We start from the raw sequence: 13,303 nt of genomic DNA, 5'->3' as shown, positions 1-13,303 counted from the left end.
TCAAAGCTGCTCGAATTGCTCCAAAACGATTTTGCCGATGGTCTTGCCTGTTTCAACCCGTCTATGCGCCTCGCGCAGGTTCGCGGCATTAATGGGCGAAAGCCGCTCCGACAGTGTTGTGCGGAGCTTTCCGGCGTCGATCCGGTCGGCAATCTCGTTTAGCAAGCTGTGCTGCTCGATCATATCAGCCGTTTCGTACATGGCTCGCGTGAACATAAACTCCCAGACGAAGGTGACACTTTTGTTTTTTAATAATGTTAAATCGACTGGGCAGTCCATCTCCACAATAGAGCAAATTTTGCCCTGAGGAACGATCGCTTCCGCCATGTTGGTCCAATGCTCTTCCGTTTGATTTAAACAGAAGATATAGTCGACGGATGAATAACCAATTGTCTGCAGTTGAGGAATGAACGCTTCGTAATGGTTGATGGTATGTGCTGCGCCGTGATTCTGTGCCCATTCGGCAGATTCGGCTCTTGATGCGGTGCCGATTACCGTCAAGCCTGCAGCGCTCGCAAGCTGTGTTGCTACCGAGCCTACTCCGCCTGCTGCCCCGATAATCAGAATCGTTTTGCCCTCATTGTCTTTGCGGTATCGGGAAATACCAAGTCTGTGGAACATTCCTTCCCATGCTGTTATGGCCGTAAGCGGCAAAGCGGCGGCCTGCGCAAAGTCGAGGGTCTGCGGCTTCCTTCCGACGATTCGTTCATCGACGAGGTGGAATTCGCTGTTGCCTCCGGCGCGTGTAATGCTGCCGGCATAATAAACCTCATCGCCAGGCTTGAACAACGTCACGCTTTCTCCTACAGCTTCAACGGTTCCCGCGACGTCCCAACCAAGCACGCGAGGCGCAGCTTCAGTTTTCTCCTTGGGCTAGCGGACCTTTGTATCAACGGGATTGACGGAAATGGCTTTTACCTGAACGAGTAAATCATGCCCTTGGGCAGTTGGCTTCTCCAGCTGTACATCGATTAAACTTTCTGTATTATCTATCGGTAAATAACGTTGTAATCCGACAGCCTTCATTTGTCCCATTCGGATCATCCTCTCTATTTGACCTGACTTTAGCTTCATTATAAGCTTTACCATCGTGCAGCGGCAGTACGCACTAGAAAGTAGCTTAGTATGAAAAAAAATACTGTTCACTAGTGAAATTGCTCTGTTTCAATAAGGAATGATGTGTTTAATTAGTCTCATACACAACAATAAGGAGCCTCAAGGCTGAGAAAGGGGAAGTTATATATGGGTTTTTTATGGGCATTAATTGTCGGAGGAATTATCGGTTGGTTAGGCGGCCTTATCGTTGGACGTGATGTACCGGGCGGAATAATTGGCAACATTGTTGCTGGATTTATCGGAGCATGGCTAGGTACGCTGATTCTTGGCGAATGGGGTCCTGTAGTAGGCGGTTTTGCTATCATTCCAGCGATTATTGGCGCGATCGTAGTTGTCCTTCTTCTCACCGCGATCATGCGAGGTGCAAGAAGAGCATAACGGAATCGATCATAATTAAATAATTTTTTAAAACCGCTGGTGAAGCTGGAACGTATACTTCACTAGCGGTTTTTGTTTTACAGAGCTACCGCAGGAAGAGGTAAATCATATGTTGGTGATCATTAGTACTATTTTAGCTGTTATCGTAGTTGCCGCATACGCGGTATTGCGTTATTATCCCCCCCTGGGAGCCCCCCAGTCTAAGGAGCGGCGGCAGCAGCTAAGCTTATCCAAGCAATATGGCAGCGGCAAGTTCGCTTACCCTATACCGACTCCGATGGGTATGTCGATAAAGGAAACGCTTAAGCTGCTTCTGCAGTTCATAAGGGGCAACCCGCATGCGAAGCCATCCGGACCAGTCGCTGTGGAGCCCCTAAACGTAAGTTTATTCCGCGAATCGCAGCAGCATCCGAGGGTGACATGGTTTGGCCACTCTGCCGCTCTGCTGCAGCTTAACAGCCTAACGCTGCTGCTCGATCCGATGTTCGGCCGGGCCCCGTCACCTTTTCCGGGCATTGGAGGGAAACGGTTCAGCGATAAGCTGCCGATGGAAATCGAACAGCTGCCTGACATTGATGCTGTATTCATCTCGCATGATCACTACGATCATCTCGATTATGGGTCGATTCTGAGACTAAAGAGCAAAGTGAAACGATATATCGTGCCGCTTGGTGTCGCTCCTCATTTGGTGCGCTGGGGCATTGATCCCGCAAGGATTGAGGAGCATGACTGGTGGGAGGAGTTTGAGTACGAGGGGCTAAGGCTGGCATGCACGCCGGCACGTCATTTCTCGGGACGAAGCTTGACGGACCGGGATGCTACGCTTTGGTGCTCATGGGTGATTCAGGGACGCGGGACGAAGGTGTTTTTTAGCGGCGACAGCGGTTATGGTCCTCATTTTAAGGAAATCGGCAGCAAGTACGGTCCGTTCGATCTGACATTAATGGAATGCGGTCAGTACGATCGGCGTTGGGCGGCTATTCATATGATGCCGGAGGAAACGGTTCAAGCTCATTTGGATGTGCAGGGCAGGGTTATGATTCCGATTCATTGGGGCGCCTTCACGCTGGCGATGCATAGCTGGACAGATCCGGTCGAGCGTGCCGTTGCCGCTGCCAAGCAGCTAAACGCAACGATTTCTACGCCAAAAATAGGAGAACCCGTGTTGATAGGCAGTGATATTTATCCCGTCTCAACATGGTGGAAATAAGCCGCCAGCTGTAAATAAAGCAGACGAACAGCAAGGTAAGTAAATGAGACAGTAATCGGAATATGAATCGAATTTCTGGAGGATGAGAGCATGAAGAAAGCAGCGATTATTCTAAATCCTGCAGCAGGCAATTCATCAATGATCGAGCATATGGACGAAATCGCAGATAGGCTTAAGCAAAGCTATGACGAGGTTCGTGTATATGAAACGAAGGAAGCGGGCGACGGCGCCAAATATGTGGAGCAGCTGTCCGCGGAGGTTGATCTCATAATCGGAGCGGGTGGGGATGGTACGATTCATGAGCTCATTAATGCGCTGTGTTCGCTTGAGAACCGGCCTTTATTTGCTATTTTGCCCGGCGGCACCTGTAATGATTTCTCAAGAGCGATCGGGATGAACCAAGATCCGATGCTTGCGCTTGAACAAATTTTGGCACACCATACCGAAAGGGTTGATGTCGGAAAATACGGCAATCATTATTTCCTCAACTTCTGGGGAATCGGCTTAATCACCGACGTCTCCAACAACATTGACCCCCATAAGAAAGAGAGGCTGGGCAAATTATCATATTATCTGTCCGCAGCCCAGTCGATCACAGGCTTTGAGCCCTTTGCTTTGAAAATTGACAGCGAGGATTATCAATATGACGGACAAGCCTGCTTGCTAATGGTTGGCAATGGAGCGTACACTGGCGGAATGAGAACCTTTTTTCCAGAGACGGACCTGCAGGATGGTTTATTTGATGTCCTCATCATTAAGGAAACCTCTCTTACGCTTGCCTGGCAGGCTATACAATCCAAGTTAACAAGTGAAATACCTGAAAGCGATAATATCAGTTATTTCAGAACAAAGGCACTGAGGATTGAGGCGGCGCCTGCGCAGCAGATCGATTGCGATGGCGAGATCAGAGAGCATACGCCCGCTTATTTGGAAAATAGGAAGCAGCATCTTCAAGTAATTGTTGGAGATTTTGCGATAAAGAGCGAGTGAATAAAATCACATCGGGTAACGTAAAATAAAAAAGCAGTTGACAACTGCTTCCTGATATATTATCTTTAATTTAAGATAATTTAATTTAAGATATTAGCTGCAAGCAGAGGGGGAGTGATAAGCATGACGGACAAGACGCAAAATGCGGCATTGGATCTCTACATCGCGTTATCGAGGGCGAGTCAATGGGTGAATGCGCACGCTGACCGGGATATTCGCAGAAATGGACTCAATCGGACCGAATTTGGCGTGCTGGAGCTGCTGTATCACAAGGGGCCCCAGCCGTTGCAGCAAATTGGCGAGAAGGTGCTCATGAGCAGCGGCAATATTACGTATGTCGTCGATAAGCTGGAGCAGAAGCAGATGGTACGGCGCAGAGCTTCAACTGAGGATCGGCGTTTAATCTACGCGGAGATTACCGATCAAGGAAAGAAATTTATTGAGGAAGCTTTTCCTGCGCATACGAATACGATTGAAGCGGCGGTAGGCGGACTTACGCTGGAGGAGAAGCAGCTTGCAAGTGAGCTGTTGAAGAAGCTAGGCCGATTCGCCCAGGAGCGTTTTAAGTAGCGAGCGTTGGGGCTATAGCAACGCGGATAGGTCCCGCTGCCGATTCAACGTGGCGGCCTGCATTTTTTGGCCAATATCTTAAATTAAAGATTCTCAATTTCATTATTTATATAATATAACTGGAGGAATTACAATGAGTATTGCATTAGGTTTGTTAATCGTTCGTGTGGTTGTCGGTTTGTTGTTCGTTGCGCATGGCGCACAAAAGCTGTTTGGTTGGTTCGGTGGATATGGACCGAAAGGAACAGGCGGCTGGCTTGAATCGATCGGTATGAAGCCAGGGGTAGCAATGGCTGTTGTTGCCGGACTTATGGAGCTCGTTGGCGGTCTATTATTCACACTGGGCTTATTGACTCCGCTTGCTGCCGCGTTAATCGTCCTGACTATGCTGGTCGCTATTGTAAAGGTGCACGCGCAAAACGGATTATGGTCGACGGGTAACGGGTATGAATATAATCTAGTTCTTGTTGCCATTGCTGTTGGAGTAGCGTTGACGGGTGCAGGCGCTTATTCGCTCGATGCGCTGATTGGATCATAAAATGATTAGTGACAAGCGGGTTAAACCGTTAAAATAAGGAGAGTGAATAGTATGGCAGCTCAAACAGCGGGTATACATCATGTAACGGCGTTCGTGCGCAATGCACAGCAAACAGCTGATTTTTATGCAGGGGTGCTAGGACTCCGGTTGATTAAGAAGACGATTAACTTTGATGCGCCTGAGGTATATCATTTGTACTTTGGCAATGAAATAGGCAGTCCAGGGACGATTATTACGTTCTTCCCTTGGGAAAATTCACGCAAGGGCCGCATTGGGGGCGGTCAGGTCGGCTTTACGACTTATGTTGTTCCCGAGAATACCCTCGATTTCTGGAAGGCGCGTCTGGCCAAGCTGGGCGTTGCAGCGGAAGAAACTACTCGTTTTGGGGAGCAATATTTGCAATTTGAGGATCCGGACGGCCTAAAGCTTGAGCTTGTGGCACGGGCGGAGGGTCCGGCGAGTGAGTGGTCATTCGGCGGCGTGACAGCCGATAAAGCGATTAAAGGCTTCGGCGGTGCGATTTTATACAGCACGGCTCCTGCACAAACGGCTGAGCTTCTCGTTAACGTGATGGGCCTTTCCAGAGTAGGACAGGAAGGCGGCTATGTCCGCTTCAAAGCGACGGGAGATCTAGGCAATCTGATCGATGTGAATGTAACGCCTATGCAGCCAGGACAAGGCGGGTCGGGAACGGTCCATCACATCGCTTGGCGTGCTAAGGATGATGCGGAGCATGCGATGTGGAGAAGTCATGTGGCAAGCCACGGCTTTCAGCCGACGCCCATTGTGGATCGGCAGTATTTTAACGCGATATATTTCCGTGAGGCGGGCGGCATTCTATTCGAAATCGCGACAGACCCACCGGGCTTTGCCCGTGATGAGGAGCCGGAGAAGCTGGGTGAGAAGCTGATGCTGCCGGAATGGTTCGAGGAGCACCGCGGACAAATTGAACAGCTGTTATCCCCGTTTGAAATTAGAATATTAGAGGAGGATCAAGCATGAAGCATATTTTCAAAAAAGGAACGGATTCGAAAGCGCCGGTATTGCTGCTGCTTCACGGCACGGGAGGGACGGAGCGGGACTTGCTGCCGCTTGCCGACCGCATCTCGCCGGAATCATCGGTGCTCAGCGTAAGAGGCAATGTGCTTGAAAATGGGATGCCGCGGTTTTTCCGCAGACTCGCGGAAGGCGTGTTTGATCTTGAGGATCTGGTTTTCCGTACGAAGGAGCTGAACGATTTTCTGGATAGCGCCGCAGCGGAATATGGCTTCGATCGCAGCAATATTATTGCAATCGGCTACTCCAATGGCGCGAACATTGCAGGAAGTCTCCTCTTTCACTACAAGGGCACGCTTCGCGGAGCGATTTTGCATCATCCGATGGTGCCGATCCGAGGCGTAGAGCTGCCTGATCTGACGGGTGTTCCTTGCTTTATTGGCGCTGGCTCTAACGATCCGCTCTGCACGCCGGAGGAGACGGAGGATTTACAGAAGCTGCTGAATGCTGCCGGAGCGTCGGTGACGTTGCATTGGGAGCAATACGGCCATCAGTTGACAAGCACGGAGGTTTCCGCCGCTGCCGTCTGGTATAACAAAACCTTTTCCGAGTAAGTGAAATTGCAGAGAAAGGAGAAATCGCGATGATTTCCATCGATCCCGAAGACCAAAGCGTACAGGATAATTATAAGCTGCTCATTGGCAGCATTGTGCCAAGGCCGATCGCCTTCGTATCGACGTTATCTAGTGAAGGAGTGCTGAATGCAGCACCGTTCAGCTTCTTCAATATCGTCACGGCGAATCCTCCGATGGTCGCCGTATCGGTGCAGCGCAAGCAGGGAGGCGCCTTGAAGGATACCTCCCGCAATGCGATTGCAACGGGTGAATTTGTCGTGCATATTGCGGATGAAGCTTACATCGAAGCGATTAATGTAACGGCTGCGAGTTTGCCTCCCGACGAAAGCGAGGTTGCTCTGGCCGGACTTACGGCCGCGCCGAGCGAGAAGGTAAGCGTACCGGGCATCGCCGAGGCGCGAATCCGCATGGAGTGTGTGCTGGAGCAGGCGCTGCCGCTTGGCGGCACGGAGCAGTCCCCCGCATGCGATCTGCTCATTGGGCGAGTCGTGCGTTTCCATGTGGAAGAATCGCTCTATGAGAATGGCCGAATCCATGCCGAGGCGCTTAAGCCAGTCAGCAGACTGGCGGGCAGCGATTATGCCAAGCTAGGGGAACAGTTTTCCATAGAACGGCCCGAATGATCGGGGAAGTCAGCACATGAACAAATAGGGAGCGCTGATGCTTCCCGGCTTGCCGGTACAGATGCAACCCAAAATGTTATATATCCGAGGCTGCCTAACATTCTTCTAAACAATTCCTGCCATTTTTCTAATATTCTCCTGATAAGATGGGGACATAATAGGGAATAGGATGGATGCAGGAATGGAATGGAAACGTGCGCGTGTTACCTGGAAGCGTCAAGTGACAATTCCTCAGGTATTGTGCGAGCAGGCGGGTATCAAGGATGAAGTGGAATTTGCACTCAAGGGCAATACTATCATTATGCGTCCGGTATGCGAGACGGCAGGCACTGAATTTATTGCGGATTTTTTGCTGGCTGATCTGATCAAAGAAGGTTATACCGGCGATCAGCTGCTGGATAAATTTCGTGAAAGACAGCATGAATTTATAAACGGAAATAAAGTATAAGCGGCTCACAGGACGGCAGACACCTTTCTTAAGGTGATTGCCGCTTTTTCTGTTTTTTGGATGATAAAGCGAGGCGCGGGGCGTTAGTATCGAGAGGTAGACGCATAATTTTTGAAAATATGATCTCAGAGTGAAAATCCTCACTTCAGACATCCATTTTGAAGCTTTTAGACTAAGAAGTTATTAAGAATGCATCGTTACGCAATTGTTGGAATAAAAATAAACGATCTTCGATTTGCACAAAGATCAAGGCTATGGCTGCCGGAGGGCAGGATGGGAGCGGTGGTGCAAATGTGGCTGGATTGCGTCATTATTGGGGGAGGTCCTGCGGGGCTTAACGCAGCTTTAGTGTTAGGCAGATCAAGGAGGCATGTGCTGCTGTTTGACCATAATAAGCCGAGAAACGCGGTGACGCATGCATCGCACGGCTTTCTGACGCGGGACGGTATTTCGCCGCGGCAATTTCGCAAGCTTGCGCACAAGGATATTGAACAATATCCGACGGTGACGATCAAGCCGGACAAGGTTACACAAGTGCTGCCGCTTCAAGCAGGTTTTCAGGTGAAAACAAGCAATGGGGTTCGCTTTCTGACGCGTACGATGATATTGGCCACCGGATTAAAGGAAATATTGCCGCAGGTGTCAGGCATTGGCGATTTCTATGGCCGAAGCCTGTTCAGCTGTCCCTACTGCGATGGGTGGGAGCTGCGCGATAAGCCGTTGGTCGTTATTTCAGAAGCATCCAATGCTTTCCATATGGCTAAAATCGTCTATAATTGGAGCAAGGATGTGCTCGTCTGCACCCATGGCTCTAACCGCTTAACCGCAGAGCAGCTGCGGCAGCTCGAACGGAAGGGGATACAGGTGCAGACGATGCGGATTAAAGCGCTTGTTGGCGATAACGGCAGACTGAGCAGCATTGTTTTTTCCGATAACGCGGAGGTGAAGCGTGCAGGCGGCTTCGTCTCCCCGAAATGGGATCAGGCAGCGGCATTCGGAGAAGCGCTTGGCTGCGCGATGACTCCGCAAGGCGGCTTAGTCACCGACGGCTTCGGCCGAACGAGCGTAAGAGGCATATATGCTGCAGGAGACTCCTCGATCATAGCGCCTGCTCAGCTGATCATCGCCGCAGGCGAAGGGAGCAAGGCTGCGATCGGCGTGAATACGGATTTAACGCATGAGGATTTTGACTTATAGAGAAATAGCTTTACTTGTTGAACAACAACTATTCTTCTCTATAATCCTCGACGATAACGTCAAGCTTGCCCGTTTCCGGGTCAATGACCAGGCCATGCACGGGGATGGCTTTCGGAAAGAGAGGATGCTTGCGGATCATTTTGATACTGTGCATAACGCCCTCCTCAGCGCTGCTGAAGCCGCGGAGAAATTTTTCTATGCTAATGCCCGAATTTTCGAGTGTCTCGATCGCGAGCGGATCGATGCCGTGCTTGGCGAACTTGCTAACGATACTGTTTGTATCAAGATTCGTCATGCCGCAGCCGTGATGGCCAATAACAAGCACTTCATGCGCACCGAGCTCGTAAACAGCAACTAATATGCTGCGCATTGCGCTTCCGAACGGCTGGGTGAGGATCGCACCCGCATTTTTAATTACTTTGGCATCGCCGTTACGCAAGTTCAATGCCTTAGGCAGAAGCTCGACGAGGCGTGTGTCCATACAAGTCAGAATGACAATTTTCTTCTCGGGGAATTTATCGGTCAAATAAGCTTCATACTGCTTTTCTTCAACAAACTGCTTGTTGAACTTCAATAAATCTGGAACGATGGACATGGGTTTCCCTCCTAGGAGGTTTGCAAAGCAAACCTGCTTCTATTTCATGTGTGAAATTTATATCTATTTATTCATATTATTCATAGAATGATGAGCAGAGTCAATTGCTCGTTTAGGAATGAACGTTTTTTATAAAAGCAAGGCAGCGACTCCAAGTAAATACTTAGGGTGCTGCCTTCTGTTTTTATTTGCCTGAAGCCGCTTCTGCACGGCTTTCGTTTACGATTTCAGCGAGCAGCTCATACGAGCGGAGGCGTGCGGCATGATCATACAATTGACTTGCAACGATAAGCTCATCCGCTTTGGTCTGTTCAAGGATGGAAGCCAGCTTCTCGCGAACGGTTGCTTTGCTGCCGGCGATCGTGAAGCTGAGCTGCTTCTGTACAATCATCCTTTCCTGTTCATTCCAAAGCTCATCCATGCTGTCGACAGGCGGTTTGAGCTTGGTCATGCGCCCGCGTATAAGATTCAGGAAAGCCTGCTCCTGCGAGGTAGCAAGCCAGTGTGCAGCTTTGTCCGTATCGGCGACGATGACGTTCACCCCAATCATAGCGTGCGGCTTCTCAAGCGCATCTGATGGCTTGAAGCCGCTACGATAAATCTCCAGCGCCTGCATCAGGAAATCGGGCGCAAAATGACTGGCGAATGCGAACGGAAGTCCGTGATGTGCGGCAAGCTGTGCGCTAAAGCCGCTGGAGCCAAGCAGCCATATCGGCACATTCAGCCCTTCACCGGGCACGGCTCTTGGCAAAAAGCCGGTCGGCTCTAAATCGGCATCGGGATTGAAGTAATAACGCAGCTCATTGAGCTGTTCGGGAAAATCCTCCCCATTGCTGCCGAGTCCGCGTCGCAGCGCGCGGGCTGCCACCTGATCGGAGCCAGGTGCTCGTCCAAGGCCAAGATCGATCCGGCCCGGGTACATGGATTCGAGCGTACCGAACTGCTCGGCAATGACGAGCGGCGCATGATTTGGAAGCATAATGCCGCCAGAGCCTACACGTATTTTCTCCGTTCCTGCAGCCACATAACCGATCACGACCGAGGTAGCTGAGCTGGAAATGCCCGGCATATTGTGATGCTCCGCCAGCCAAAAGCGGTGATAGCCCCATTTCTCAGCATGCTGAGCGAGATCAAGCGTGTTGCGGAAAGAATCAGCTGGCGTGGATCCTTCAACGACTGGGGCAAGGTCTAATATGGAAAAAGGAATATCGTATACAGTCATAGTGGAAATACCTCCCATAAAGGAATTGAATATCGCTTAAACGAATAAGCAAAAGCCCCAGGCCTGGTGGAGGCTTGGGGTTTTAAAATGTTCTGCTTATTGCGGGTTCGTCGTCCAAATACCTGCTGTTTTGATAAATACGCGATCGGGCAGCTTCAAAGCAGCGACAACCAGCTGGGCCATATCTTCAGCTTGCATCATGCGATCCTCGTCACCGATTTTCAGTCCGGCATTTGCTGCCAGCTCTGTATTCACTGTGCTTGGCGTGAGGGCCGTTACGCGAATGTTCGATTTGCGAACCTCCTGCATAAGCGCTTCTGTCAGGCTGATCACAGCTGCCTTCGAAGCGCAGTAAGCGGAGCCTGTTGCGAAGCCGCGCTCGCCGGCCGACGAAGCGATGTTGATAATACTGCCGCTGCTTTGTTCGAGCATAGTAGGCAATGCGGCTCGAGTGACGTAATAGGTTCCCATCACATTCGTCTGCATAATACGCTCCCATTGCTCTGGCTCCATATCAAGGACTGTGCCAAAAGTCGCAATTCCCGCATTATTAATTAGAATATCAATCGATCCGAGCGCTTCTTTCAGGGCTGAGACCGCTTGATCCACTTCCGCTCTAACGGATACGTCTGCAACAACAATCGTTACTTTTACGCCATACTCGCTTGTGAGCGAAGCCTGCAGGTCTTCAAGGTCCGAGCTCGTACGAGCGACTAAGCCGAGGTTTACACCTTCCGAAGCAAGCGCAATGGCAACGGCTTTACCGATCCCTTTTCCCGCGCCAGTAATAATGGCAGATTTATTTTTTAATTCCACGTCAATCTCTCCCTTAAATAGAATTTCCAGCTTTGAAATTAAAGCTTGTAATTATTTAATCATTCCAAAAACTAAGCAAATGCTATACCATTAAATATTAGACGAAATTAAAATTAAAGCAAGTACCAACTTAAAAGTAAGTAAGTATAATTTTTATACTAAAGGAGCGGATTGCTTTGGGAGATATTCATTTTAAAGAAACAGTTGAGCTGACATTGAAGGTAATCGGCGGCAAATGGAAGCCTGTTATCCTTTGTCATTTGACAGACGGGACGCATCGCTTTGGCGAGCTGAAGCGGGAAATGCCGACCATTACGCAAAAGATGCTTACACAGCAGCTGAGAGAATTAGAGGAAGACGCGATTATTGCTCGTAAGGTGTATACACAAGTGCCGCCTAAGGTAGAGTATTCTCTAACGGAGTATGGATTAACCGTCAAGGAGCTGCTGAACGTCATGTCGGCTTGGGGAGAAAATCACCAGAACAGGATTAAGTTTCAAGACGAAAACTGAATAATTTCACTCCTCGTAGTATCCTAATGGGTACTACGTTACAACAAAGTGCGTACTGTATTTTTTGACGGTAAGTGTCTAGAATAGGGTATGTACGAAAGACAATCATATGAGGAGTGAATGATACATGAAATTACAATTAGCGTTAGACCTTGTTGATATTCCTGGAGCAATTGAAGTGGTAAAGCAGGTTGAATCTTTTGTTGATGTGGTGGAAATCGGTACTCCGATCGTCATTAACGAAGGCTTGCACGCGGTTAAAGCATTAAAAGAAGCATTCCCTAACATGACCGTGCTTGCCGACTTGAAAATAATGGATGCTGGCGGCTACGAGGTTATGAAAGCTTCTGAAGCTGGCGCCGACATCGTGACAATTCTTGGTGTAGCAGAAGATGCGAGCATCAAGGGTGCGGTTGAAGAAGCCAAAAAACAAGGCAAGCAAATTTTGGTCGATATGATTGCTGTCAAAAACCTGGCTGAACGAGCGGCTCAAGTGGATGCGCTTGGCGTAGATTACATCTGTGTTCATACAGGCTATGATCTTCAAGCGGCTGGACAAAACTCGTTTGAAGACCTTCGCACCATTAAAAGTGTTGTGAAAAATGCAAAAACAGCAGTAGCTGGCGGTATTAAGCTTGATACACTTCCTGGCGTTATCGCGGCGAAGCCTGATCTGGTTATCGTTGGCGGCGGTATCACAGGCCAAGATGATATGAAAGCAACAGCTTCCCAAATGAAGCAGCTTATCGCACAAGGTTAATCAGGCGCATGCAAACGAATCAGTACGTTGCTGCGATTGTGAACGAGCTTCAACACGCTGCGGACCAGCTTGTGGACAAGCAGATGGATCAGCTTGTTGATCGCATCGCCGGTGCTGGCCGGATCTTCGTGGCTGGAGCCGGCCGCTCAGGGCTTATGATGCGAGGATTGGCTATGCGTCTAATGCATATCGGCTTCGATGTCTATGTTGTAGGCGATACGGTTACACGAAGCCTCCAGAAGGGCGACCTGCTTATTATCGGCTCTGGCTCGGGAGAGACGAAATCGATCGTACCGATGGCGGAGAAGGCAAGAAGCCTGGAGGGCAGCGTGGCAGCATTGACGCTATCGCCAGCTTCTACACTTGGCCGGCTGGCGGACATTGTCGTTCAGCTACCAGGCGCTCCGAAGGACCGCGGTGAAGATGAAGCAGGAACGATACAGCCTATGGGATCACTCTTCGAGCAGATGCTTCTGCTTGTAGGAGATGCTGTTGTATTGCGCTTGATGCAGAAACAGGAGCTAACAGGCAGCGCGATGTACGGCAATCATGCTAACTTAGAGTAGTGGTCGTAAGTATAAATAATCGACGGGGACTATCCGCAACAGATCTATTGAGGTCTGAACTGCACCCCGTCAAGTAGACAGTACAAAAAATAAAAATCAGTTATGCGGCCTTAGTCCTGAATTCCATTGGA

General features: G+C 49.7%; 16 protein-coding genes and 1 pseudogene. 13 read left to right on the top strand and 4 right to left on the bottom strand.

Translation table 11 applies throughout. The features are described from left to right. Window positions 1–1,035 (bottom strand): annotated as a pseudogene (locus tag ACO9K6_RS11210) (zinc-binding alcohol dehydrogenase family protein). A 207-nt stretch (window positions 1,036–1,242) separates the two neighbouring features. Between ACO9K6_RS11210 and ACO9K6_RS11205 the strand changes: the two are divergent. The 10 genes from ACO9K6_RS11205 (at window position 1,243) to ACO9K6_RS11160 (ending at window position 8,701) form a co-directional block, all read left to right on the top strand. Then, window positions 1,243–1,494 carry a GlsB/YeaQ/YmgE family stress response membrane protein gene (locus ACO9K6_RS11205; protein ID WP_424767656.1) on the top strand — a complete coding sequence of 84 codons (252 nt, stop codon included), beginning with the start codon at window positions 1,243–1,245 and terminating at the stop codon, window positions 1,492–1,494. Window positions 1,495–1,603: 109 nt separating this feature from the next. Then, entirely contained in the window at window positions 1,604–2,704 is a 1,101-nt protein-coding gene (locus ACO9K6_RS11200) for an MBL fold metallo-hydrolase (protein ID WP_424767655.1), read from the top strand. Between the two features lie 90 nt (window positions 2,705–2,794). Beyond that, on the top strand, window positions 2,795–3,694 hold the full coding sequence (locus ACO9K6_RS11195; protein ID WP_424767654.1) for a diacylglycerol/lipid kinase family protein: 900 nt from the start codon (window positions 2,795–2,797) through the stop codon (window positions 3,692–3,694). A 123-nt stretch (window positions 3,695–3,817) separates the two neighbouring features. After that, window positions 3,818–4,264 carry a MarR family winged helix-turn-helix transcriptional regulator gene (locus tag ACO9K6_RS11190; protein ID WP_424767653.1) on the top strand — a complete coding sequence of 149 codons (447 nt, stop codon included), beginning with the start codon at window positions 3,818–3,820 and terminating at the stop codon, window positions 4,262–4,264. 133 nt (window positions 4,265–4,397) lie between these two features. Continuing rightward, window positions 4,398–4,802, top strand: coding sequence for a DoxX family protein (locus ACO9K6_RS11185; protein ID WP_424767652.1), 405 nt, complete (start codon window positions 4,398–4,400; stop codon window positions 4,800–4,802). Between the two features lie 51 nt (window positions 4,803–4,853). After that, window positions 4,854–5,804, top strand: coding sequence for a ring-cleaving dioxygenase (locus ACO9K6_RS11180; RefSeq protein WP_424767651.1), 951 nt, complete (start codon window positions 4,854–4,856; stop codon window positions 5,802–5,804). Beyond that, window positions 5,801–6,412, top strand: a complete 612-nt coding sequence (locus ACO9K6_RS11175) for an alpha/beta hydrolase (RefSeq protein WP_424767650.1) — start codon at window positions 5,801–5,803, stop codon at window positions 6,410–6,412. The genes ACO9K6_RS11180 and ACO9K6_RS11175 overlap by 4 nt, the downstream gene beginning before the upstream one ends. Window positions 6,413–6,441: 29 nt before the next feature. Then, entirely contained in the window at window positions 6,442–7,056 is a 615-nt protein-coding gene (locus ACO9K6_RS11170) for a flavin reductase family protein (protein WP_424767649.1), read from the top strand. A gap of 181 nt (window positions 7,057–7,237) precedes the next feature. Then, window positions 7,238–7,504 (top strand): AbrB/MazE/SpoVT family DNA-binding domain-containing protein, encoded by a 267-nt coding sequence (locus tag ACO9K6_RS11165; protein WP_424767648.1) that lies wholly within the window; start codon window positions 7,238–7,240, stop codon window positions 7,502–7,504. 291 nt (window positions 7,505–7,795) lie between these two features. Beyond that, the gene (locus ACO9K6_RS11160) at window positions 7,796–8,701 is read left to right on the top strand and encodes an NAD(P)/FAD-dependent oxidoreductase (RefSeq protein ID WP_424767789.1); all 906 of its coding nucleotides are present in this window, start codon (window positions 7,796–7,798) and stop codon (window positions 8,699–8,701) included. A gap of 28 nt (window positions 8,702–8,729) precedes the next feature. On the opposite strand, the gene ACO9K6_RS11155 is transcribed toward ACO9K6_RS11160, so the two are convergent. The 3 genes from ACO9K6_RS11155 to ACO9K6_RS11145 form a co-directional block, all read right to left on the bottom strand. After that, complete coding sequence (locus tag ACO9K6_RS11155) at window positions 8,730–9,296, bottom strand: beta-class carbonic anhydrase (RefSeq protein WP_424767647.1); 567 nt, start codon at window positions 9,294–9,296, stop codon at window positions 8,730–8,732. Between the two features lie 184 nt (window positions 9,297–9,480). Next, window positions 9,481–10,518, bottom strand: coding sequence for an LLM class flavin-dependent oxidoreductase (locus tag ACO9K6_RS11150; protein ID WP_424767646.1), 1,038 nt, complete (start codon window positions 10,516–10,518; stop codon window positions 9,481–9,483). Between the two features lie 96 nt (window positions 10,519–10,614). Beyond that, a complete protein-coding gene (locus ACO9K6_RS11145) occupies window positions 10,615–11,334 on the bottom strand; it encodes a 3-ketoacyl-ACP reductase (protein ID WP_424767645.1) in 720 nt (239 codons plus the stop codon). 176 nt (window positions 11,335–11,510) lie between these two features. On the opposite strand from ACO9K6_RS11145, the gene ACO9K6_RS11140 reads away from it, so the two are divergent. The 3 genes from ACO9K6_RS11140 to hxlB all read left to right on the top strand — a co-directional run bounded on the left by ACO9K6_RS11140 (window position 11,511) and on the right by hxlB (window position 13,172). Next, window positions 11,511–11,846 carry a winged helix-turn-helix transcriptional regulator gene (locus ACO9K6_RS11140; RefSeq protein ID WP_424767644.1) on the top strand — a complete coding sequence of 112 codons (336 nt, stop codon included), beginning with the start codon at window positions 11,511–11,513 and terminating at the stop codon, window positions 11,844–11,846. Between the two features lie 127 nt (window positions 11,847–11,973). Beyond that, window positions 11,974–12,606: a 3-hexulose-6-phosphate synthase gene (gene hxlA, locus ACO9K6_RS11135; protein ID WP_424767643.1), complete on the top strand. Its 633-nt coding sequence runs from the start codon at window positions 11,974–11,976 to the stop codon at window positions 12,604–12,606. A gap of 8 nt (window positions 12,607–12,614) precedes the next feature. Next, a complete protein-coding gene (gene hxlB / locus ACO9K6_RS11130; RefSeq protein ID WP_424767642.1) occupies window positions 12,615–13,172 on the top strand; it encodes a 6-phospho-3-hexuloisomerase in 558 nt (185 codons plus the stop codon). Window positions 13,173–13,303: the final 131 nt, after the last annotated feature.

Source organism: Paenibacillus praedii, from assembly GCF_049725345.1.
In the GTDB taxonomy this organism is placed as follows: domain Bacteria; phylum Bacillota; class Bacilli; order Paenibacillales; family Paenibacillaceae; genus Pristimantibacillus.
The sequence above is the reverse complement of the archived record's forward strand: the minus strand, read 5'-3'. Positions and strand labels throughout refer to the sequence as shown.